Source organism: Sorangiineae bacterium MSr11367 (assembly GCA_037157805.1).
In the GTDB taxonomy this organism is placed as follows: Bacteria; Myxococcota_A; Polyangia; order Polyangiales; family Polyangiaceae; genus Pendulispora; species Pendulispora rubella.
Genome location: CP089983.1, coordinates 2,582,136 through 2,602,863 on the forward strand (window position 1 = coordinate 2,582,136; position 20,728 = coordinate 2,602,863).

The 20,728-nt window shown below is 66.5% G+C and carries 19 protein-coding genes; 14 read left to right on the top strand and 5 right to left on the bottom strand.

Going from position 1 to position 20,728, the window contains the following annotated elements:
- Positions 1-6 precede the first annotated feature (6 nt).
- From LVJ94_10275 to LVJ94_10315, 9 genes are all read left to right on the top strand, one after another.
- Positions 7-2,055 (top strand): TonB-dependent receptor, encoded by a 2,049-nt coding sequence (locus LVJ94_10275; protein ID WXB07616.1) that lies wholly within the window; start codon positions 7-9, stop codon positions 2,053-2,055.
- 2 nt (positions 2,056-2,057) lie between these two features.
- On the top strand, positions 2,058-2,945 hold the full coding sequence (locus LVJ94_10280) for a hypothetical protein (protein WXB07617.1): 888 nt from the start codon (positions 2,058-2,060) through the stop codon (positions 2,943-2,945).
- On the top strand, positions 2,942-3,655 hold the full coding sequence (locus LVJ94_10285; GenBank protein WXB07618.1) for a response regulator transcription factor: 714 nt from the start codon (positions 2,942-2,944) through the stop codon (positions 3,653-3,655). Before LVJ94_10280 ends, LVJ94_10285 begins: the two co-directional genes overlap by 4 nt.
- Positions 3,656-3,669: 14 nt before the next feature.
- Entirely contained in the window at positions 3,670-5,082 is a 1,413-nt protein-coding gene (locus LVJ94_10290) for a HAMP domain-containing histidine kinase (GenBank protein ID WXB07619.1), read from the top strand.
- Positions 5,083-5,126: 44 nt separating this feature from the next.
- The gene (locus LVJ94_10295; protein WXB07620.1) at positions 5,127-5,750 is read left to right on the top strand and encodes a TetR/AcrR family transcriptional regulator; all 624 of its coding nucleotides are present in this window, start codon (positions 5,127-5,129) and stop codon (positions 5,748-5,750) included.
- A complete protein-coding gene (locus LVJ94_10300) occupies positions 5,747-7,759 on the top strand; it encodes an acyl-CoA dehydrogenase family protein (protein WXB07621.1) in 2,013 nt (670 codons plus the stop codon). The genes LVJ94_10295 and LVJ94_10300 overlap by 4 nt, the downstream gene beginning before the upstream one ends.
- A 116-nt stretch (positions 7,760-7,875) precedes the next feature.
- A complete protein-coding gene (locus LVJ94_10305) occupies positions 7,876-8,796 on the top strand; it encodes a hypothetical protein (GenBank protein ID WXB07622.1) in 921 nt (306 codons plus the stop codon).
- Positions 8,789-10,216, top strand: coding sequence for a 3-oxoacyl-ACP reductase (locus LVJ94_10310; protein WXB07623.1), 1,428 nt, complete (start codon positions 8,789-8,791; stop codon positions 10,214-10,216). The genes LVJ94_10305 and LVJ94_10310 overlap by 8 nt, the downstream gene beginning before the upstream one ends.
- A gap of 38 nt (positions 10,217-10,254) precedes the next feature.
- Positions 10,255-11,553 carry an acetyl-CoA C-acyltransferase gene (locus tag LVJ94_10315; GenBank protein WXB07624.1) on the top strand — a complete coding sequence of 433 codons (1,299 nt, stop codon included), beginning with the start codon at positions 10,255-10,257 and terminating at the stop codon, positions 11,551-11,553.
- 5 nt (positions 11,554-11,558) lie between these two features.
- On the opposite strand, the gene LVJ94_10320 is transcribed toward LVJ94_10315, so the two are convergent.
- The gene (locus LVJ94_10320; protein WXB07625.1) at positions 11,559-11,975 is read right to left on the bottom strand and encodes a VOC family protein; all 417 of its coding nucleotides are present in this window, start codon (positions 11,973-11,975) and stop codon (positions 11,559-11,561) included.
- Between the two features lie 172 nt (positions 11,976-12,147).
- Here LVJ94_10320 and LVJ94_10325 point away from each other — a divergent pair, with 172 nt between their 5' ends.
- The 3 genes from LVJ94_10325 (at position 12,148) to LVJ94_10335 (ending at position 14,442) form a co-directional block, all read left to right on the top strand.
- Complete coding sequence (locus LVJ94_10325) at positions 12,148-12,705, top strand: CBS domain-containing protein (GenBank protein ID WXB07626.1); 558 nt, start codon at positions 12,148-12,150, stop codon at positions 12,703-12,705.
- 186 nt (positions 12,706-12,891) lie between these two features.
- On the top strand, positions 12,892-13,500 hold the full coding sequence (locus tag LVJ94_10330) for a TetR/AcrR family transcriptional regulator (GenBank protein ID WXB07627.1): 609 nt from the start codon (positions 12,892-12,894) through the stop codon (positions 13,498-13,500).
- Positions 13,501-13,539: 39 nt separating this feature from the next.
- A complete protein-coding gene (locus LVJ94_10335) occupies positions 13,540-14,442 on the top strand; it encodes a lysophospholipase (GenBank protein WXB07628.1) in 903 nt (300 codons plus the stop codon).
- An 18-nt stretch (positions 14,443-14,460) separates the two neighbouring features.
- On the opposite strand, the gene LVJ94_10340 is transcribed toward LVJ94_10335, so the two are convergent.
- A complete protein-coding gene (locus LVJ94_10340; protein ID WXB07629.1) occupies positions 14,461-15,822 on the bottom strand; it encodes a DUF4403 family protein in 1,362 nt (453 codons plus the stop codon).
- Positions 15,823-15,936: 114 nt separating this feature from the next.
- Between LVJ94_10340 and LVJ94_10345 the strand changes: the two genes are divergently transcribed.
- Both LVJ94_10345 and LVJ94_10350 read left to right on the top strand, forming a co-directional pair.
- Positions 15,937-16,404, top strand: coding sequence for a peroxiredoxin (locus LVJ94_10345; protein ID WXB07630.1), 468 nt, complete (start codon positions 15,937-15,939; stop codon positions 16,402-16,404).
- Positions 16,404-17,285, top strand: a complete 882-nt coding sequence (locus tag LVJ94_10350) for an SDR family NAD(P)-dependent oxidoreductase (GenBank protein WXB07631.1) — start codon at positions 16,404-16,406, stop codon at positions 17,283-17,285. The genes LVJ94_10345 and LVJ94_10350 overlap by 1 nt, the downstream gene beginning before the upstream one ends.
- A gap of 162 nt (positions 17,286-17,447) precedes the next feature.
- Here the strand turns inward: LVJ94_10350 and LVJ94_10355 are convergent, their stop codons facing one another.
- Genes LVJ94_10355 through cysK form a run of 3 tightly spaced genes read right to left on the bottom strand, consistent with a single transcriptional unit; the run spans position 17,448 to position 20,561 of the window.
- On the bottom strand, positions 17,448-19,235 hold the full coding sequence (locus tag LVJ94_10355) for a DUF885 domain-containing protein (GenBank protein WXB07632.1): 1,788 nt from the start codon (positions 19,233-19,235) through the stop codon (positions 17,448-17,450).
- A gap of 19 nt (positions 19,236-19,254) precedes the next feature.
- A complete protein-coding gene (locus tag LVJ94_10360) occupies positions 19,255-19,578 on the bottom strand; it encodes a DUF2325 domain-containing protein (protein ID WXB07633.1) in 324 nt (107 codons plus the stop codon).
- Positions 19,575-20,561 (bottom strand): cysteine synthase A, encoded by a 987-nt coding sequence (gene cysK, locus LVJ94_10365; protein WXB10701.1) that lies wholly within the window; start codon positions 20,559-20,561, stop codon positions 19,575-19,577. The genes LVJ94_10360 and cysK overlap by 4 nt, the downstream gene beginning before the upstream one ends.
- Positions 20,562-20,728 lie beyond the last annotated feature (167 nt).

The window sequence follows — 20,728 nt, forward strand, 5'->3', positions numbered from 1 at the left end:
TGCACCATGCACCGTGCGCTGCTCCTTCTAATCGCGCTCGCATGGGCGCTCCCTGCGCGCGGGCAGGAGCCGAACGAGGTGCGCGTGCGTGCGGCGCCGCGCCCGCCGCGGGAGGCCGTTTCCACCGCGGTGAGCGCGGAGCAGGCGCGCCATGTCGCCGGCACCCAGGGGGACGTGGGCAAGGTCGTCGATAGCTTGCCCGGCGTGGCCCGCCCGCCGCTTGGCTCGGGGCAGCTCGTCGTGTGGGGCTCCGCACCGGCCGATACCCGCGTCTACGTCGACGGCGTGGAGATCCCCGCGCTGTACCACGGGAGCGGGTTGCGCTCGGTCATCAACTCGGACCTCGTGTCGCAGGTCACACTTTTGCCCGGAGCCTTCGGCGCCGACTACGGGCGTACCTTGGGCGGCACCGTCCGCGTGGAGACGCGCCCGCTTCGCGACGAGGGGGTGCACGGCTACGCGGGGGCGGACACCTTCGATGCGTCGGGGCTCGTGTCGGCGGCCATCGGACCTCGGGCACGCGCCGGGGTCGCGGCGCGGTACAGCTATTTGGATGCGCTGCTCGCGGCCACCTCGGCGCGCGACATCGGCGACTATTTTCCCATTCCGCGTTACCGCGATTACCAGGCGCGTGCGGCATTCGACATCGGCGAAAACGAGTCGCTCGACGTCACCTTGTTGGGTGCCCACGACGCGCTCGATCGCACCGTCGCATCGGCCGATCCGGCGAAGACGCGACGGGAGAGCACCGAGAGCGGCTTTCACCGCGTGTACGCGCGCTACAAGCGGACGACGGGCGAGGCCGAGGGTATCGAGGTCACCCCGTTCGTGGGCTACGACCAGAGCGCGTTGACGACATCGTTCGGCGCGCAGCCGACGCGGCTCGACGTGGGCTCGTACCGGTACGGGCTGCGCGCGTCCTACCGCGCGCGGCTTGGCCGAAGCTTGGTCGTCTCCGCCGGCTTCGACGCCTCGGGAACGGCGTCGCGCATCACCCGGCGAGGGTCGCTCACGCTTCCACCGCGCGAGGGGGACGTGTCCGTCTTTGGTGCGCCGCCCAGCGACGACACCACCGCCGACGAGTTCACCGCGCACCTGCTCGACGCGGCGCCGCACCTTTCGCTCGACGTCCGCCTCGGCGACGTGACGATCACGCCCGGGGTGCGGCTGGAGACCTTTCTCCTCGAGGGAAGCCGCCTCACGCCGAATGTCTCGGGGCAAACGCCGACCGTGGGCTTCTCGCGCTTGGAACCGTCGATCGATCCGCGGCTCCTGGTGCGCTACCAACTGACCCCGCGCGTGGCCTTCTTGGCGGCGGGCGGCGTGTACCACCAGGCGCCCGAGCCCGCGGATCTGAGCGCCGTGTTCGGAACGCCGACCCTGGGACTTTCGCGCGCGCTCCACGCGAGCCTCGGCGAGCGCATCACCTTGGGGTCGGGCCTCTCCGCCGAGGTGACCGGCTTCTACAAATCGATGCACGATCTGGTGGTGCGCAGCCGTGAGGTGAACCCACAGCTCGCGCACGCGCTGGTGCAGGATGGCGAGGGCAGGAGCTATGGCCTGCAATTCATGGTGCGCCGCGAGCTCGGGCACGGGCTTTCCGGGTGGTTCTCGTACACCGTGAGCCGCAGCGAGCGACGCTACCCCGAGCAAGTGCGCTACCGGCTTTTCGACTTCGATCAGCCGCACGTGCTCGTCCTGGCCTTGAGCCAGGAGATCGGTCGCTGGGTGTTCGGGGCGCGATTTCGCTATGCCTCGGGTATGCCGCGCACGCCCGTCGTGGGAAGCTACTACGACGTGGCCAACGATCGCTCCGAGCCGATATTCGGCGCCCAGAATGCCGTGCGCCTGCCGGCGTTCTACCAGCTCGATGCGCGGGTGGAGCGCTCGTTTCCCTTGGGGCGCGGGGTGACGTTGGCGCTCTCGCTGGACGTGCAGAACGTCACGTACCACGAGAATGCCGAGGAGCTCGTCTACACGCCGGACTTTCGCGCGCGGGGGACCCTTCGAGGGCTTCCGACCTTGGCCGTCGTTGGCGCCAAGGTGGAGTTTTGACGGTGCGCGCCGCCTTGCTCCTTCTCGTGGCGGCGGCCTGCAAGCCGGACCTCGATGAACGGGAATCCCGCATCGAGTCGCCGCGCGTCGTGGCCATCGTGTCCGATCCACCGGAGGCGAAGCCGGGCGAGGCCGTGCAGTACACCGCCGTCGTGGCCACCCCCGACGGGCCCGATCTCGCTGCACCCCTTCAATGGGCCTATTGCGCGACGCCCAAGTTGCTCACCGAGAATGGCTCGGTGAGCCCGGAGTGCACGCGCGAGGGCGTGCGGCCGCTCGCAGCCTCGGGGCCCCGCATCACCGCGGCGACCTTGCCCGATGCGTGCGCGCTCTTCGGGCCCGATGTGCCGCCCGGCGGCTTTCGCCCGCGCGATGCCGACGTCACCGGTGGCTACTACCAGCCGCTGCGCGCGTCGTGGGCCGGGCTCACGGCCTTTGCGCGCGAGCGGGTCACCTGCAATTTGGCGAATGCACCGGCGGACGTCACCTTGGAATTTCGGCGACGTTACGCGGTGAACCAGAACCCCAGGCTCGGCGAGCTCTCCGCCCGCATCGGCGGCGAAGCGTACGCGCTCGACCGCTTGCCTGTGGGACGCGACGTCGAATTCACCGTAACCTGGCCGCGGGAGGACGCCGAAGGCTACGTGTCCATGGATCCGGCCACCCAGTCGATCGTGGCGCGCCGCGAAGCGATGCGCGTCTCGTGGTATGCGACGGCGGGAAATTTCGCGGCGGATCGCACCGGGCGCACCGAGGCCGAACTTGATACCTTTACCAGCAATGTTTGGTCGATCGGAACGGCAGCTCCACGCATTCATCTATGGGTCGTCTTGCGCGATAGCCGCGGTGGATCTGCCTATGCCATCTACACGCTTTCGGTGAGCCCATGACCCTGGACCCGAACTCGCGCATCCTTCTCGTGGACGACGAAGTCGATCTGCAGAAGCTCTTTCTCTTCAACTTCCGCGAGGCGGGCTTCGACCCGGAGGCGGTCGGCACGGCGAAAGAAGCCTTCGAGGCGGCCGCGCGGCAAAGGCCCGCGGTGGTGGTGCTCGATTTGATGCTGCCCGATCTCTCCGGGACGGAGGTCTGCCGGCGCATGCGGGCCGATCCCGCGCTCTCCGACGTGGGCATCTTGATGCTCACCGCGCGCGGCGACGAGTACGACCGCATCCTCGGCTTCGAGCTCGGCGCCGACGACTACGTGGTGAAGCCCTTCAGCGTGCGCGAGCTTGTGCTGCGGGTGCGCGCGCTGGTGCGCCGCGTGAGCGAGCGAACCGTGGCGCGCCGTGCACCGGACACCGGCGTGCGCCTTCGCTGGCGCGGGCTCGAGGTCGACACCGTCCGGCAGCGCGTCTACGTCGATGGGGCCGAGCTTTCGCTACGCCCGCTCGAATACAAGCTGATCGCGATTTTCCTGGAGAACGCGCAACGCACCTTCACCCGGCGGGACCTGCTCGAGGAGGTGTGGGGCATGAGCGGCAGCACCCCCTCGCGCACCGTCGACACGCACGTGCGCCGGCTGCGCGAGCGCCTGGGCGCCTACGGCGACGCCGTGGAGACGGTGCACAGCGTCGGTTATCGGTTACGTACCCCTTAGAAGACGAGGCGACGATGTCCATCAGCTTCCGTACGAAGCTGCTCGCGAGCCACGTTGGGCTCGTGGCGGCGATTGTGACCTTGCTGGTGCTCCTTCTGGATCGCTCGCTCGGCGCCGATTTGGAGCGTCGCCTCGATCAGCGGCTCGAGCAGCAGGCGAGCGGTGCCGCGCAGTGGGGCGTCGGCGAGCGACGGCATCCGGAGAAGATTGCCGCGCGTTTGGCGGCGGTGGTGGGCGCCGAGGTCACGCTGTTCGATCGCGAGGGTAAGGTGCTCGGCGATTCGCGCGGCGCGCAAAAGCGGGAGGCCGAGGTGGCGCCCGAGGTGCGGGCCGCGCTCGAGGGAAACATCGGGCATGCCACCCGCCCCGCGGGTGAGTCGATGCAGGAGATGCACTACGTGGCGGTAGGCGCCTCCGATGGCTGGGTGGTGCGGCTGGCCGCACCGCTGTCGGACATCAACGAGACTCTGGCGACGACGCGGCATCAATTGCTGGCGGCGGCCATCGTGGCCGCCGTGGCCGCCTTGGGCCTGGGGGTTCTCGCGTCACGGGTGGCCGCCGGGCCGCTTCGCGCGATGACCGCGGCCGCGGAGCGCATTGCGGGCGGGGACTTCGACGTGGAGGTGAAGTCCAGCGCGCCGGACGAATTTGGCGTTCTCGCGCGCTCGCTCTCGTCGCTCGCGGCGCAGCTCAAAGCGCACATCGGCGAGCTTACCGCGGAGCGCACGCAGGTGGCGCAGCTCCTGACCGTGGGGCGCGAGTTCATGGCCGACGCATCGCACGAGTTGCGCACGCCGGTGATGGCCATTCAGGGCTACTCGGAGACGCTCATCGAGGGCGGCGCCGACAGCAGCACCGCGCGGCAATTCTTGGAAACGATCCATCGCCACGCCTGCCGCCTCGGCCGTCTGGTGGAGGACATGCTGCGCCTGTCGTCGCTCGAAGTGCGCCCTTCCGCGGACGCGATCTTCGAGCGGGTCGACGTTGGGGGCGTGGCCTCCGCCGTGGTGGACACTTTGCAAGCGCGCGCCGAGGCCCAGGGCGTCGCGCTCCGTGTGGACGTAGAAGGGCGCGTCGAGATGAGCGGCGACCCATCCGCGCTCGAACAGGTGCTGGAGAACCTGGTCGACAACGCCATCAAGTACGGCCGCACCGGCGGAACGGTGGCGATTCGCGGGCACGAAGACCGCGACGAAGTCCTCGTCGAGGTCGAGGACGACGGCCCCGGCATCGATACGCACCATTTGCCGCGCCTGTTCGACCGCTTCTACCGCGTCGATCCCGAGCGCTCGCGCGAGAAGGGGGGCGCAGGGTTGGGCCTGGCCATCGCGAAGCAGTTCGTCGAGTCGATGCGCGGGCGCATCCGCGTCGAAAGCGAGCTCGGAAAAGGGGCGAAGTTCATCATGAGGTTTCCGCGCGTGCCCTGAGGGCTTGCCTTTGTCTTACCAAATGGTAAGCACATCTCAATCAGATGGTAAGCCGGGTCGATGCCGAGGACGACGTGCGTTCGCGGGTGCTGGCGGCCGCCACGCGGCTGTTTGCCAATCGCGGGTTCGACGGCACATCGGTGCAGCTCATCGCGGACGAGGTGGGGGTCACCAAGCCGGCCGTGCTCCATCATTTTTCCTCGAAGGAGGAGCTGCGGCGCGCCGTGGTCGGCAACATGCTCGACCATTGGCAGAAGACCCTGCCGAACCTCCTGCTCGCCGCCACCGCCGGGGACGACCGCTTCGAACGCGTGATCGGTGAGCTGCTCCGCTTCTTCACCGCCGATCCGGATCGGGCGCGGCTGGTCGCACGCGAGATGCTCGATCGGCCGGCGGAGATCCGCGCGTTGCTCAAGAGCGCGGTGCGCCCGTGGCTGGGCGCCGTCTCGGGCTACATCGAGCGTGGGAAAAACAGCGGCGAAACGTCGGTGTCGGTGGATTCCGAGGCGTACGTGATCCACATCCTGCTCTTGGTCATCGGTGCCAGCGCCTCGCAGAGCGTCGCGCTGGCCGCACTCGATGGAAAAGATGCGAAGCAGCGCTACGAGCGCGAGCTTCTGCGCATCGCGCGAAGCAGCTTGGGAATCCAGAAGGGACGTCGAGAATGAGCAACTTCTTCAAAGACAACGACGACCTCGCGTTCTACTTCGACAAAGGCATCGACTGGGAGCCGCTGGTCGAGGTCACCGAGTACGGCTACCGCACCCAGGACGGTTTCAAGAGCGCGCGCGAGGCGGTCGCCTTTTACGGCGAGGTCGCCGAAATGGTGGGCGAGCTCGCCGCCGACGACATCGCACCGCGGGCCGCGGCCATCGATCGCGAGGAGGTGCGCCTGCAGAACGGCGAGGCCGTGGCCGGTCCGGCCATGACCGCTATTTTCGAGCGGATCCGCGAGTTGGATCTCCACCGATTGTGCCTTCCGCGCGAGCTGGGCGGTCTCAATGTGCCGGTGCTCTCGTACTTCGTCAACATCGAGCTCATGGCGCGTGCGGACGCCTCGGCAGTGGCGCACCACTCGTTTCACGGCGGCATGGCCATGGCCATGCTCGCGTATTCGCTGCACGAGGGCACCACGACCTTTGACGTCGAGAACGCGCGCATCCTCGAGACGCGCTTCGGCGCGGCCATCGACGAGATCGCGCGCGGCGATGCGTGGGGCTGCATGGATATCACCGAGCCCAACGCGGGAAGCGACATGGCCGCGCTGCGGGCCTTCGCCGAACGAGACGCCGAGGGCCGCTGGCTTCTCAGCGGGCAGAAGATCTTCATCACCTCCGGCCACGGCAAGTACCACTTCGTCATCGCCCGCACGGAGCGCACCGAACGCAGCGACGATCCCATGGCGGGCCTGCGCGGGCTCTCGATGTTCCTGGTCAAGGCGTACGACGACTTGCCCGATGGCACGCGCCGGCGCTACGTCACCATCGACCGCATCGAGGAAAAACTGGGGCAGCACGGCTCCGTGACGGCATCGCTGCTCTTCGATCGCGCGCCGGCGGAGCTGCTCGGGGCGCGGGGCGAAGGCTTCAAGTGCATGCTGCTCCTTATGAACAACGCCCGCCTCGGCGTGGGCTTCGAGAGCATCGGCCTGTGCGAGGCCGCGTACCGCCTCGCCAAAGCGTACGCCGAGGAACGCCGCTCGATGGGCAAAGCCGTCGCGCAGCACGAGATGATTGCCGACTACCTCGACGAAATGCGCACGGATCTGCAGGGCCTGCGCGCCCTGGCCATGTACGGCGCCTTCCACGAGGAGATGGCGCAGAAGCTCATCTTCCTCGACAAGATCGGCCAAGGCATCGCCTCCGACGAAGAGGCGGAACGCGTCCGGCGCACGCTCCCCGAGCACGTGGCCAAGTCGCGCCGGGTGACACCGCTCTTGAAGTACCTCGCCGCCGAAAAGGCCGTGGAGATGGCCCGCCGCGCGGTGCAGATCCACGGCGGCGCCGGCTACACGCGCGATTACGGCGCGGAGAAACTGCTGCGCGATGCCATGGTGATGCCGATTTACGAGGGCACGAGCCAGATTCAGTCGCTCATGGCGATGAAGGATCAGCTCGTGGCCTTGGTGAAGAAGCCGCACGCCTTCGTCCGTCGAAGGGCGCAGGCCAAGTGGCGGCAGGCCACCGCGCGCGATCCGCTGGAGCGGCGGGTGGCAGGCATCACCTTGATCGCCCTGTCGGGGCTGCAGCATTTGGCCACGCGCACGGCGGTGGACAAGCTTCGCTCGCTGTCGGGCGTGTCCGTGGGCGGCTGGCGCCGAGCGCTCGCCGGGTGGAACCCGAAGCGCGACTTCGCACTGGCCATGCTGCACGCCGAGCGCATCACGCGCATCCTGACCGACGAAGCCATCTGCGACGTTCTGCTGGAGCAGGCGCAAACGTTCCCCGAACGCCGCGACGTGCTCGAGCGCTACCTGGAGCGGGCCGAACTTCGTTGCCACGCGCTTCATCGCGAGATCACCACCACGGGTGAGCGTATTCTGGCCATCACCAATCCGGCGCGTGAGGCTGCGCCGCTAAAAATCGGTGAGCAGGGCACTCGAGCCGGATTTCATTCAGCGGAAGTAGGAGGGGAACCGCCAAGACGCCAAGGACGCCAAGTGATGGAGATTTCGTGAACGGCGTTCCTCGGTGCTTCAGCACATCCATCCACCTTGGCGATCTTGGCGTCTTGGCGGTTTCTCTGTTCGGTTCGAGGATCGTGAACGCTGACCGAGCAGCGGGGTAAAAGGCCATGTCGATCTCCAGCAAGTACCTTTTTTCGCAGAGCTCCGCGCTTCGTGCCGTCGGGCGTGCCGCCGTCGGCTCGCTCATGCGCACCGTGCAGCATCCGCAAGCGTTGCCCGGGCCCTGGTTGGAGCAGGAGCTCCCGCCGCGCAACGACGACTTGGTGCGCGCGTACGTGCGCCATGTGGGGGGAGATCCTTCGCTGTACCGCGGGAGGCTTCCGCCGCACTTCGTCCCCCAGTGGGGATTCGACCTCGTGGGCCGAGTGCTCGCGCAAGCGGGCTACCCGCTCACGCGTGTCATCAACGCGGGCTTCCGCTTGGAGAACCGCGAGCCGCTGGTCTCGGGGGAAACCCTGTTCGTCAAGGCGCGACTCGAGTCCGTCGAAGCCGACGACCGACGCGCCAAGTTGACGGCGCGCCTGATCACGGGCACACGCCACGCATCGGAGGCGTTGGTGGCGGAGTGGCGCACCTACGTGCCCATCGCCTCGGCCGACAAGTCGAACGGGGGCGAGAAGCCGAAGAACGGCCGCCATGCCGCGGCTGTGCCGGTTTCCGCACGCGAGGTCGCTTTCTTCCGCTTGAAGAAGGACGCAGGGCTCGACTTCGCGAAGCTGACGGGCGACATCAACCCGATCCACTGGGTCCCGGCGCTGGCACGGGCCGCGGGCTTCCGTTCGTGCATCTTGCACGGGTTTTCGACCTTTGCGCGTGCCTACGAGGCGGTCACGCGCAATGTCTTTTCCGGCGACGTCAACGCGATTCGCAGCATGGAAGCGCGTTTCACGCGGCCGCTGGTCCTGCCGGCGGCGGTAGGGGTTTATGCCGTTCTCGGTGAGCGCGTCGGTCGCGTTTACGTCGGCGATGCTCCGGGAGCCGGCGCGTATCTCGAAGGGGAGTTCGAGCGGAGGGATGACCATGAATGATTGGCTCGTCGAAATCGGACAGAACAAGCAAGCGCGCACCATGATTCGGTCGCTCGGGCTGCCGGTGCCCGTCCCGGAGAAGCTCGTGCGCGACAAGGGGCCCTGGAGCACCGCGCCGCTGCGCGATCAAGCGGTCCTCGCCGGCGCCTCGGACGGTGCGGCGCTGGTCTCCGAAGTGGCCGCGTCCCTCGCGTCGGCCGGCGCCGATCCGTACGTCGCGGTGAGCGAGGCGCAAAAGGCGGCGTTCCGGGCGGCGGGCGAGGCGTACGGGCGCCCGCTTCGCCAGGCCACGGAGCTCGGCGAAGGAAAGCGCGTGCACGCGCTGGTCTTCGACGCCTCGGGCATCGATGGCGCGACCGGTTTGAAAGCCTTGTACGACTTTTTCCACGCGCACATCGATCGCGTGGCGCGGTGCGGGCGGCTCGTCGTCGTCGGCCGCACGGATCCTCGTGCGGAGCCCGAGTACGCGCTGGTGGCGACGGCCCTCGAAGGCTTCGTGCGCAGCGCCGCAAAAGAGCTGGGCCGCAAGGGGGCCACCGCGAACCTGATCCTCGTCGAGCCCGATGCTGCGGCACACCTGGAGCCGGTGCTTCGCTTCGTGCTCTCCGCGCGATCCGCGTTCATCTCGGCGCAGCCCTTCGTCGTCCGCGCGCGCGCCGCGCACAAGCCCAACGGCAAGGCGCCGTTCGTGCGCCCGCTCGATGGCAAGGTGGTGCTCGTGACGGGCGCCGCACGCGGCATCGGCGAGGCCACGGCGCGCGCGCTCGGGCAGGAGGGCGCGCACGTCGTCTGTTTGGATCGCCCCGCCGACGACGCGGCGACGAGTAAGCTCGCACGCGACGTGGGGGGCACGCCGCTCCTCCTCGACGTGACGGACCCCGAGGCACCGCGCCGCATCGCGGACACACTGCAAGGGCTCGGCGGCGTGCACGCCGTGATCCACAACGCGGGCATCACCCGGGACAAAACCTTGCTGCGCATGAAAGCGGAGCTCTGGGACCAGGTCATGGACGTCAACCTGGTGTCGGTGGTGGCCATCACCAAGGCCGTGGAGCCGCAGTTGAAGGCCGGCGGCCGCATCATCTGCCTCTCGTCGATCGCCGGCATCGCCGGCAACGTCGGGCAGACGAACTACGCCGCCTCGAAGGCCGGCATCATCGGCTACGTGCGCGCTCTCTCGGAGAAATACGCCGACCGCGGCATCACCGTGAACGCGGTGGCCCCGGGGTTCATCGAGACGCGGCTCACCGCGGCCATCCCCTTCGTGGTGCGCGAGGGCGGCCGCCGCATGAGCGCGCTCGGTCAAGGCGGGCTACCCATCGACGTGGCGCAGGCCTTGGTCTTCCTTGCGAGCCCCGGGGCTCAGGGCATGACCGGCCAGATCCTTCGCGTCTGCGGCGGCGGGTTGATTGGGGCATAGGAAGCAAGACGAGCAAAGACGAGAAAGAGGAACGAGTCATGGGCAACGTCAAGAACGGGCGCAGGGCGGTGATCGTCGCGGGCGCGCGCACACCTTTCGTGAAGGCCTTCTCCGAGTACATCGAGCTCGATGCGATTGCCCTCGGGGTGCTCGCGACGAAAGCTTTGCTCAAAAAGGTCGATCTGCCGTACCGCGAGGTGGAAGGCATCGTCTGGGGCGGCGTGATCCTGCCGAGTGGCGCACCCAACGTGGGCCGCGAGATTGCCCTCGACCTGCGTCTCGACCCGGGTTGCGAGGCGTACACGGTCACGCGTGCGTGCGCGTCGGGCCTGCAGGCGGTCACCTCGGGGGCGGCGGCCATCGAGCGGGGTGAGGCGGATATCCTCATCTGTGGCGGCGCGGACTCCACGAGCAACGCCGAAGTGAAGCTTCCGCAGAAGCTCGTGCACGCCTTCGCCCCCCTTGCATTGGGCAAGCCGACCCCGGCCGACTACCTCTCGGCCGCGCCCAAGCTTCTCCCCCTGACGGAATTGATCCCGCGCCAGCCGAAGGTCGCCGAGCGCTCCACCGGCGAGGTGATGGGCGAATCCGCCGAGCGCATGGCCCGCCGCAACGAAATCTCGCGCGAGGCCCAGGACGCGTTCGCGCTGCGGTCGCATCAGCGCGCGGCGGCGGCCATTGCCTCGGGGCGCTTCGAGGACGAAGTGTTCCCCGTGCAGGGCGCGGGCGGCAAATGGGTCCACACCGACACGTTGGTGCGCGCCGATTCGACGCTGGAGAAGCTGGCCAAGCTGCGTCCCGCGTTCGCGCGGGAAGGAACGCTCACCGCGGGCAACTCCAGCGCGCTCACCGATGGCGGGGCCGCCGTGCTGCTCATGAGCGAGGAGAAGGCGCGTGCGCTCGGGTACAAGCCGCTCGCGGCGTTTTCCTCGTGGGCGTACACGGGGGTCGACCCTTCCGACCAGCTTCTCATGGGCCCTGCGCTGGCCATGCCCAAGGCGCTGGCGCGCGCCGGTCTTCGCCTCGCCGATATCGACCTGGTCGATATGCACGAGGCGTTTGCCGCGCAGGTTCTCAGCGTCCTCAAGATGCTCGCAAGCCCGGCGTTCGCACGATCGCGCCTCGGCCTGGACGAGGCCGTGGGCGAGGTCGATCCCGAGCGCCTCAACGTGCACGGTGGTTCCATCGCGCTGGGGCACCCTTTCGGGGCCACCGGCGCACGCATGGTCACCACCATGGCCAACGAGCTGGCGCGCACCCAGAAGAAAACAGCGCTCCTGGGCATTTGCGCAGCGGGCGGACTCGGGGCGGCAGCCGTCCTCGAACGGGTCGACTAGCCGGCCTAGTCGAGCCGGCTGACGGGGGTCACCACGACGGACGTCGCAGAGCGGTTCGTCTTGCCGTGGTAGACGGCCTCGATGTTGTTGCCGTCGGGATCCAGGACGAAGGCCGCGTAGTAGCCCGGGTGATAATCGCGCTCGCCTGGCGGGCCGTTGTCGCGTCCGCCGGCAGCGATCGCGGCCTCGTAAAACCGGTTCACCGTTTCACGATCTTGGGCTTGCAGCGCGAGGTGCACGCGGCCCGTCGGCTCGCCGTCGTCGTCGACGAACAACTCGTCGGCGAAGAATCCGTGCTCGCTCTGTCCAGACAGCTCACGCCCCAGCGCACGAAGGACGGCATCGTAGAAGCGACGGCTTTTTTCGAGGTTGCGGACGCGCAGGTGGACGTGATCGAGCAGCCTGCCTAGGTGATATTGCATGAGTGAGCTCCTACTCGCTACAGGGGTGGTGGAAGCCACCGCGTTGTTTTGGGTTGGGGCGCCGTGACAAGGGCAGGGCTACGCTCCTATCGTAGGCAAATTCGGTTCTACCCCAATTCTAGAGCGAGCGGCCGCATCCGGACAAAAAGACAAGGATGCGCCGTCGGTCGGCATGCGGTTCGCTCTGGGCATGCGGTTCGCTAAAGAATCCTCCGCCGCCAGGACTCCGCCTGACGGCGACAGGCTCAACCGAGATTCATCTCCCGAAGCTTGGTGGTTCCGGCCACCGGAGGAGGAGACCATGAAGTGCTCCGAGCTCATGACAAAGGACGTCGAATGCTGCGCTGCGGGCAGCTTGGTCGAAGCGGTGGCCGAGCAGATGCGCGCGAAAAACATCGGCTTCGTCCCCGTTTGCGACGAGAAGGGGGCCGTGATCGGAACCTTGACCGATCGCGATTTGACCATCCGCGTGCTGGCCGAACACCGCTCGCCCGGCTCGACGCGGGCGAAAGATGTGATGACGGCGGACGCGGTGGTGTGCAAAGCCGACGACGATCTGTCTGTCGTCGAGCAACTGATGAGCAAGCACAAAAAGTCCCGCATCGTCTGTGTTGATGATTCGTCCCGCCCGATCGGGGTCATCAGTCTCGCGGATGTGGCCCAACGGGAGACCGCGGGGAAAGCGGCAGCGATTTTGAGGTCCGTGTCCCAGCGGGAAGCGCGCTCCTAAACGCGAGCTGCCTGAAGAGTTGAGATCACAGGAAGACGGGAAGACGGGAAGTTTTGTGATTTTTTCTCAGGCTCCTGAGCCCTGCTCGGGCTTGAAAACCACAAAAATCCTTCCCGTCTTCCCGTCTTCCTGTGATCTCGTTCTCTCTCTTCTTGAAAAACGACCGTTCGTGCTTATTCTCTCCCTGTGAGCAAAGGCGAAGACACGCGCAGAGACATCATCGGACGTGCCTTCTCCATCGCCAGTGAAGTCGGCCTCGAGGGCCTCACCCTCGGTGTCCTCGCCGAGCGTGCGAATCTCTCCAAGAGCGGACTCTTTGCCCACTTCAAGTCCAAAGAAGCCTTGCAGCTCGAAGTTCTGGAACGCGCCATCGAGCTTTTCGTCGAGAACGTCGTCGTCCCCGCCGTCGCCAAACCGCGGGGCGAGCCGCGCGTGAAAGCCCTCTTCGATCGCTACCTCACTTGGATCCGAGGCTCCGAGGTGCGGGACAAAATGGGCGGCTGCTTCTTCATGTCGCTCGCCCACGAATACGACGACCGCCCCGGCCCCCTCCGCGACCGCCTCGTGCAGTCGCAGCGCGAATGGCACGAGACCGTCGCCAAATCCGCGCGTCTCGCCGTCAAAGAAGGCCACTTTCGGGCGGACCTGGACGAGGCGCAATTCACCTTCGAGGTGATCGGCATCAGCATGGCCTTCGAGCAAAGCTTCAAGCTGCTCGCCGATCCCTCGGCGGAAAAGAAAGCCCGCGCCGCCTTCGAAGCCCTCTTCGCCCGATGCCGCCGCAGTCGCAAATGAACGACGGATGCAATTGAATCCCAGCTAGGAGAACCCGCCATGGCCAACGCCGTACTTAATAATAGCACGAACGGTCGTATTAATAGCACGAACGGTCGTGCCCAACGACGCCACGTCCCGCCCTGGTTCCGCAGCGGCTTCCGCGTCATGGGCGCCATGGCGCCGGCGGCCGCAGCGACCTTCGGGCATCGCCTCCTCTTCACACCGCGGCGCCTCCGCCCCCGCGACGAAGAACGCGCCGTGCTTGCGCGAGGCCAGCGCTTTTCCTTCGACGTCGATCGCGAACGCATCGTCGCACGCGCCTGGGGCGAAGGCCCCACCGTGCTCTTGGCCCACGGATGGGGAGGTCACTCCGGCCAGATGACTTCCCTCGTCGACGCCCTGGTCGCCGCGCATTTTCGGGCCGTGGCCATCGACTTCCCCGGCCACGGCGAATCCGAGGGCCGCCTCTCCTCATTGGTCCACTTCGCCCGGGCCATGGCGCGTGCGTCCGCGATCTTCAAACCGTTCCACGGCATCGTGGCCCACTCGCTCGGTGCGGCCGCCGTGACCTACGCCTTCGCGCACGGCGGCCTCCAAACGTCGCGCGCCGTCTTCTTCGCGCCGCCCTCGGACTTTCACACGTGGTGGGGGCACTTCCGCACGCAGGTCGGCGTCTCCGACGCCATCTGGCACAAAATCCAGCGCAAGGCCGAAGGCTGGCTCGACGTCCCCTTCGAGTCCATCCAGCCCACCCAACTCGCCCCGCACATGAGCACTCCGCTCCTCATCCTGCACGACGTGCACGATCGCGAAGTCCCCATCGAGCAAGGCGAAGACCTCGCCCGCCGCTGGCCCGGAGCCACCCTTCAACGCGCCGAGCACCTCGGCCACGTCCGCATCCTGCACGACGCCACACTGATCCAACGCGCTGTGAGCTACCTCACCGAGGGTGCGATGTGACCCCCCAATCTTGCTCTCTCACCCTGCGTTTGGGCACGGCACCGAGGCGGCGGCGCGGCCGGTGACGGCGACGTAGACGCGCACGTAGTTGCCGTGGGCGTAGGCTCCGGTGACCTCGATGCGGTCGACGTCGCCCTTGAAGCAGGCACGCGGCCCGCCGAACGTCAGATCCGACGACAACTTCGTGCGCACGGTTCGCAGCCGGTCGCCGATGTCGAGCCGCAATGCGGCGCGCGCTTGGTCGCGGATCTTCGAACCATCGGCCATCGCTTTGAGCGACAAGAAGAAGTTCGACGTCTCGATGGTGGGCTCCAAATCGGGAATCTTCAACTCGTTGTCCACCACGGAGAGATGCCCGGAGAGGAAGATGTCGCCATTGATGTCCGTGTCGATGCCCGCGGCATGAATGGGCCCTGCGATGTGCATCTTCAGCACCAGCAGGCCTTGCGACTCGTAAATCTCCGGCTTCTCCAGATAAAGCTTCGGGTACTCCTCGGAGAAGAAATACTTCCCGTCGGTGAAGGTGACCGACATGGCGCGCGTCAACTCGTCGTACCGCGCCGCAATGGGAACCGTGACGGTGAACGGCCCCGGTTGAATCGTCGCCACGTTGGCGAGCGGCGGGAGGCTCGACGCCGGTGCATCCTGTGTCTCCGCGCAGGGAAGGGTTACCGACGGTGCCACCACCAGCGCGAGATCTTTCTCGAGGCCATCGGCGATCACGGTGGGACCGGCCTCCACCCCGAGCACCTTCAGCATCGCGCAGCCCTTGGCGTCGCCGATGGGGATCTCCAGCGGCTTCGCCACGCGCGCGTACGCTTCCGCGAGCGTCGGCCGCAGGTCGTACTCGAACTCCGTGAGCTTCTGGTGCACCTGGGTGCGGATGGCCTCGAACACACCGGCAACGGAATCGGCCACCCGAAGGCGGCGGTCCGTCGAGGTGACCTTCACGTCGATGGACTGAAGCTTCACCTTGTAGTCGGTGTTGACCACCGGCTCCGCGGCCACCTTCAGATCGATGGGAAAGTCGAGCGACCCCACGCGCACGTCGACCTTGGCATCGACCCGCGTGTCGAGCACCAGCCGGCCCTGCGAAAAGCTCACCGCCAGCGGATTGCGCGTCCACGAATAACGCCGCGTGGTGCCGGCGAGCGGAAAATCCCCATCGCCCTTGCCGGGCACCGTTTCATCGAGCGATGACCGGAGCGCGCCCGAGGTGACCGACACGTGGGTGACGATGCGGGCGGGCGCCGGATCGGCCACGGGTGTCGCGGGGGTCTCCGGCGGGCGCGGCGGATACACCGCCCCAAAGCGCGAACACGCGGCGAGCGCGACCGTCGAGAAGAGTGCAAAGCGTGAGATGCGAGCGAGCCTTTTCATGACTGAAGCGGAATGTATACGCGGTCCTGCCCGCCGTGGAAACGGCGTGGAAGGCGGCGTGGTTGGCGTAGAGTAAAGCCGTCGAGCCGCACCTAAACGCACCGGAGGTCCACCATGATCGGAGTCGGGCAACGTTTTCCGGATTTTCGTCTCGAGAACCAGGACAAAAAGGAGGTAGGCCTCGGAGATTACCGAGGAAAATGGCTCGTTCTGTACGTGTACCCCAAGGACGACACCCCCGGGTGCACCGTTCAGGGTAAGTCGTTCACCGCCACCAAAAGCGAGTTCGAGAAGAATGGCATCACCGTCGTCGGCGTCAGCGCAGACGATGCGGACTCGCACAAGAGCTTCTGCTCGAAGTACTCCTTCACCATCGATCTTCTGGCCGATCCCGAGGCCAAGCTGCTCACCGCCGCAGGCGTCGGGCAAAGCGATTACAAAGGGACGCTGTATTGGGACCGCACGACCTTCGTGGTCGATCCCACGGGCATCGTGCGCAAGGTCTACACCAAGGTAAACCCGCAGGGGCACGAGCAGGTGGTGCTCGACGACATCGTCAAACTGAAGACCACGCAAAATTAATGCAATCTGCACGCGATCTCGAAGGCCGTACCTTTCTGGTCACCGGCGCCAGTGCGGGCATCGGGCGCGCCACGGTGTGTGCGCTTGCCGCGCGGGGTGCCAGCGTGGTGCTGGCCTCGCGTTCGGAAGAGAAGACGCGGGCGGTGATGGAGGAAATTCGGCGTTTGCACCCTGCATCCTCGCAGGCGGACGTCGAATTTCTCCCCGTCGACCTGGGCGATCTCGGCTCGGTGAAGCGCGCGGCGGAGACGTTTCTCGCGTCGTCGCGACCGCTGGACGTGCTCATCAACAATGCCGGCCTCGTTGGCGCCACGGGGCTGTCCAAGGACGGCTACGAGATCGCGTTCGCGACGAACCACCTGGGCCCATTTCTCCTCACGAAGCTGCTCCTGCCGAAGCTCGTCGAGGCTCCCCAGGGGCGCGTGGTCAACGTGGCCAGCCGCGCGCACTTTCGCGCGAAGGCCGTCGATTGGGGGCAGATGTCCCTGCCGGTGAAGAAGATTCATAGCTTCACGCAATACGGCGTGACCAAATTGATGAACATTCTTCACGCGAAGGAGTTGGCCAATCGCCTCGCAGAAACGCGTGTGACGACGTATTCGCTTCACCCGGGGGTGGTGGCTTCCGAATTGTGGCGCGAAGTTCCTTGGCCCGTCGCCAATGTGATGAAGCTCTTCTTCATCTCGAACGAGGAGGGCGCGAAAACGACGTTGTATTGCGCCACCGCGCCGGAGCTGTCGAGCAGCTCCGGCCTCTATTACGATGATTGCAAAGAGGGGCGCGTAAGCCGTCTCGCCCGCGACGAATGCCTCGCACGGGAGGTCTTCGAGCGAAGCGAGGACGCCGTCCGCACCCTGCTGCCGGCCGCTTCGGCGGCTTAGCCGGCGATCCGGAACCGGTCACAAGTCCGACGGGGTAACGGCTGGGAATTTACAGGGAGATCGGGAGCAGTGAGTTTTGGGTGCCCGAGCGACTGCGTTGAAAACCAAGAACCCTCCCGATCTCCCGATCTCCCTGTTCAATCTCTTATTGGTCAGTGGGGTCTAACCCGTCTGCTTCACCAAGTCGGCAAAGACGGCTTTGCGAAGTAGCGGTGGCGGAACCAGGCCTTGGGCCAGCACGAAATCGTGGAAGGCCGCGAGGTCGAACCGCTTGCCCATGGCCTTCTGCGCATCGGCGCGCAGCTCCATCAGGCGCATGTAACCGTAGAAGTACGAGGGTGCCTGGGCGGGCCACCAAAAGGTGTAACGCTCGACGGCCGAATTGGTCCAGGCCTCGGAGAAGACGGCCTCCTCGTGCATCACGCGGTGCGCCTCGCTCGTGCCGATGAGCCCTAGATTGAGCTCGATGTCCAGGAAGGCATGGGCGGCGCGCATGAGCCGCGCTTGCAAGCAAATGAGTTGGCCGTCGAGGGGCATGTAGGGCCGCATCATGTCCTCGGCATAGAGTCCCCAGCCCTCGGCGTTGACGCTATTGAACGCGAAGATCGCGCGGGCAATGGAGATCTTGCGCTCGATCATCGTCGAATATTGAAGCTCGTGCCCCGGCCGGCCCTCATGGGCGGTGAGCCACCAGGATGCGGCCTCATAGCTGAAATCGTCCAGCCGCTTGGAGGGATCGGCCGCGAGCTGCTTCGGCAGAACGAATTCACCCTGCTCGCCGGTGTTGCCGATGATGCGCGGGCTATTGAAGAACGGCGCGGGGACCCGCGCGCTTTCGGCGTCAGTCGCCAATCGAATCTGCATGGCCCGTGCGGGCACGGTAATCAGGTGTTCGCGCCGAAGAATGGCCTCGATCTCCGGAATGCGCCGGCGGTACGTGGCGAGCAAATCGTCGCCTTCGAGCTGCGTCTTTTTGAGCGCGCGAATGACGTCGCGGTAATCCGTGACCGAAAGACCCTTTTCGCGCGCCACGCGCGGGGCGAGTTCCTGCATCTCGCGCTGGACGCGGGTGAAGGCTTCGCGCGCCTTGGCCGCGACCTCGCGGGGCGGGGCGTCGATGCCGGCCTCTTTCAGCGCGAGCCGATAGAGCTCGGGTGGCTGACGGAAGTCCAGGCGGGCGCGCGGCAGAATGTTCTCGCGCACGAACTTCGTATACGCGGCGACCTGCTCGTTCCAACGCGCGAGCGGTTCCTCGTAGCCGGGGATGGCGTACTTCTTCAGGAGCTTGCCCACACCCTCGGTCATGATGGGCATGGTCGTGAGAACCTTTTCGACCCGCGCCTTGGCCGGAAAAACGAGGCCCGGGCGATCGAGCCGTTCGCGCGTCCGCTGGATGGCGAGGTCCACGATCGAGTGCTGCCCTGCGGTCATGCCCGCGTAACGGCGCAGCCGAACCACGGCCGCGCGACGGCGAGCCTCGGGGAGGCTGTCGTCCAAAAGGACACTCAGGCCGCGAAATACGATGTTCGCGACATCGACGAACGGCACCGTCCATTTCTCATCGAGCTCGATGCGCTCGCGGTGAAGTTGCGACGCTTGGAGCAGCAGCTCCAGATCGGCACGCACCGCGGGATCCGACTCGCGGGCGAGCCGCGCGCTCAAAATGACCTCACCGTCGCGGTACGCGCGCAGCGACCGTTCCGTGAGATCCGGCCCTAGGTCGATAACCTGTTCGTCGTAGCCGTCGAACCCTTCACCGCTCGCGGACTCCGGCTCGAACCGCGCTTCCAGATCCAGCAGCACCTTCGCGTTTTCGTTGCTTCGGGCCGTCCCGTCGATCCGCGAGGCTGCGGCAGGAGTCGCTCCGCCCTTGACGGCGGGCCCACTGGCGCCACAAGCGCAAACTGCCAACAGCCAACTGCAAGCCATTCCGTATCGCCATGCGCGCATACGGAGGTTGTTAGCACGCCTAGGCGGCGGCGGCGCCGCGGGCGACTTCGGCGATGAGGGCGCGGGCTACGGCGGCACCACAGAATTTCATGATCTGGAGCGGTGTGCCATTGCGGGCCGCCTCTTTTTTCGCGGTTTGCACGGCGTTGTGGCTATTGACGCCCGTCACCAGGATAACGAGATCGGCCCGTCGAACGAGTGCGGCCAGGCGGGTGCCGGCGTTGCCTTGCATGTGGCCGGCGTGAACGTCCACATCGACGCCGAGCTCCTCGCCCGATGCCTTGAGCGAACGTTCCACGCGTTCGACGCCGCCTACGAATACGACTCTAGGTTTCTTGATCATCGCCGTCCTCCACGGGTAGGGCGCGCTTCGGCGCGCGGTGTCGTGACGTACCGTTCGCCCGAATCGCATACGATGGTGACGATGAGCTTTCCGGCCATGCGCTTTTGCGCGGCGAGGGCGAGCGCCGCAGCGATGGAAGCTCCCGAAGATACGCCCGCGAGGATTCCCTCTTCGAGCGCCAAGCGATGGGCATGGGCGAACGCTTCGTCGTCCGACACGGTGATGACGTCGTCGATGAGGTCGCGCCGTAAGAGCGGCGGGACGAATCCCGCGCCGATACCTTGAATGGCGTGCTTGCCGGCGACGCCGCCGGAGAGCACGGGCGAGCCTTTGGGCTCGACAGCCACGAGGGTGACGTCGCGCTTGCGGCTGCGAAGCCCGAGGCCGACGCCGGTGATGGTACCGCCCGTGCCGACGCCGGCTACGAATGCGGAGACCTGGCCGAGGCTGTCTTCCCAGATTTCCATGGCCGTGGTGCGCCGATGGATCTCGGGATTCACCGGCGAGACGAATTGATCGATGAGCACCGCGGCCTGTCCACTTGAAGCCGTGGCTTGAACGAGGGCCTTGGCCCGTTCGCGGGCCCCGATCATGTCCCCGCCCGGGGTCACCACCACGTCCGTCCCCAGGTAGAGGAGCAGGGCGATGCGCTCGTTGGCCCAGTCGCTGGGGATGGTGAGGCGCAGCTTGTAGCCGCGCGCGGCCGCGATGTGGGCCATGGCGATGCCGGTGTTGCTGCTGGTGGGCGCCACGATGGTGCTGCCCGGTGTGAGCAAACCGCGCTGCTCCGCATCGTCGATGAGGGCGGCGGCGACCCGATCCTTGACGCTCCCGCTCGGGTTGCGGGATTCTAGTTTAATGGCGATCCGTCCAGGCAAACCGGCGCCAAGCCGCCTCAACTCGATGAGCGGCGTGCGCCCGATGGCCTCGCTCACCGCACCGCGAAAGCGAGGAACCGCGGTTTCCTCGATCTCCGTGTCCATTTTTCGAGCTTCGACGAGTGCCATGGCGTCCTCTGTTATGATGAACTTGCGTCTACTTTAGCGAATATTGCGGCCTTGACAAGAGGCGTCCGCCTTCTCCTTTCTCAACCTGCCCGCGTCCCGGTCCATGCCCGCTCTTTCATCATCTTGAGAGTGCGAGATGTCGC

What these genes read in the sequence shown, in the direction of transcription:
- LVJ94_10320 (WXB07625.1), bottom strand. Translation starts at nt 11,975, where the DNA reads ATGCAATATCACCTAGGCAGGCTGCTCGATCACGTCCACCTGCGCGTC.
- LVJ94_10310 (WXB07623.1), top strand. Translation starts at nt 8,789, where the DNA reads ATGAATGATTGGCTCGTCGAAATCGGACAGAACAAGCAAGCGCGCACC.
- LVJ94_10295 (WXB07620.1), top strand. Translation starts at nt 5,127, where the DNA reads ATGGTAAGCCGGGTCGATGCCGAGGACGACGTGCGTTCGCGGGTGCTG.
- LVJ94_10360 (WXB07633.1), bottom strand. Translation starts at nt 19,578, where the DNA reads ATGATCAAGAAACCTAGAGTCGTATTCGTAGGCGGCGTCGAACGCGTG.
- LVJ94_10300 (WXB07621.1), top strand. Translation starts at nt 5,747, where the DNA reads ATGAGCAACTTCTTCAAAGACAACGACGACCTCGCGTTCTACTTCGAC.
- cysK (WXB10701.1), bottom strand. Translation starts at nt 20,561, where the DNA reads ATGGACACGGAGATCGAGGAAACCGCGGTTCCTCGCTTTCGCGGTGCG.
- LVJ94_10340 (WXB07629.1), bottom strand. Translation starts at nt 15,822, where the DNA reads ATGAAAAGGCTCGCTCGCATCTCACGCTTTGCACTCTTCTCGACGGTC.
- LVJ94_10350 (WXB07631.1), top strand. Translation starts at nt 16,404, where the DNA reads ATGCAATCTGCACGCGATCTCGAAGGCCGTACCTTTCTGGTCACCGGC.
- LVJ94_10345 (WXB07630.1), top strand. Translation starts at nt 15,937, where the DNA reads ATGATCGGAGTCGGGCAACGTTTTCCGGATTTTCGTCTCGAGAACCAG.
- LVJ94_10290 (WXB07619.1), top strand. Translation starts at nt 3,670, where the DNA reads ATGTCCATCAGCTTCCGTACGAAGCTGCTCGCGAGCCACGTTGGGCTC.
- LVJ94_10285 (WXB07618.1), top strand. Translation starts at nt 2,942, where the DNA reads ATGACCCTGGACCCGAACTCGCGCATCCTTCTCGTGGACGACGAAGTC.
- LVJ94_10305 (WXB07622.1), top strand. Translation starts at nt 7,876, where the DNA reads ATGTCGATCTCCAGCAAGTACCTTTTTTCGCAGAGCTCCGCGCTTCGT.
- LVJ94_10355 (WXB07632.1), bottom strand. Translation starts at nt 19,235, where the DNA reads ATGCGCGCATGGCGATACGGAATGGCTTGCAGTTGGCTGTTGGCAGTT.
- LVJ94_10325 (WXB07626.1), top strand. Translation starts at nt 12,148, where the DNA reads ATGCGGTTCGCTCTGGGCATGCGGTTCGCTAAAGAATCCTCCGCCGCC.
- LVJ94_10335 (WXB07628.1), top strand. Translation starts at nt 13,540, where the DNA reads ATGGCCAACGCCGTACTTAATAATAGCACGAACGGTCGTATTAATAGC.
- LVJ94_10315 (WXB07624.1), top strand. Translation starts at nt 10,255, where the DNA reads ATGGGCAACGTCAAGAACGGGCGCAGGGCGGTGATCGTCGCGGGCGCG.
- LVJ94_10275 (WXB07616.1), top strand. Translation starts at nt 7, where the DNA reads ATGCACCGTGCGCTGCTCCTTCTAATCGCGCTCGCATGGGCGCTCCCT.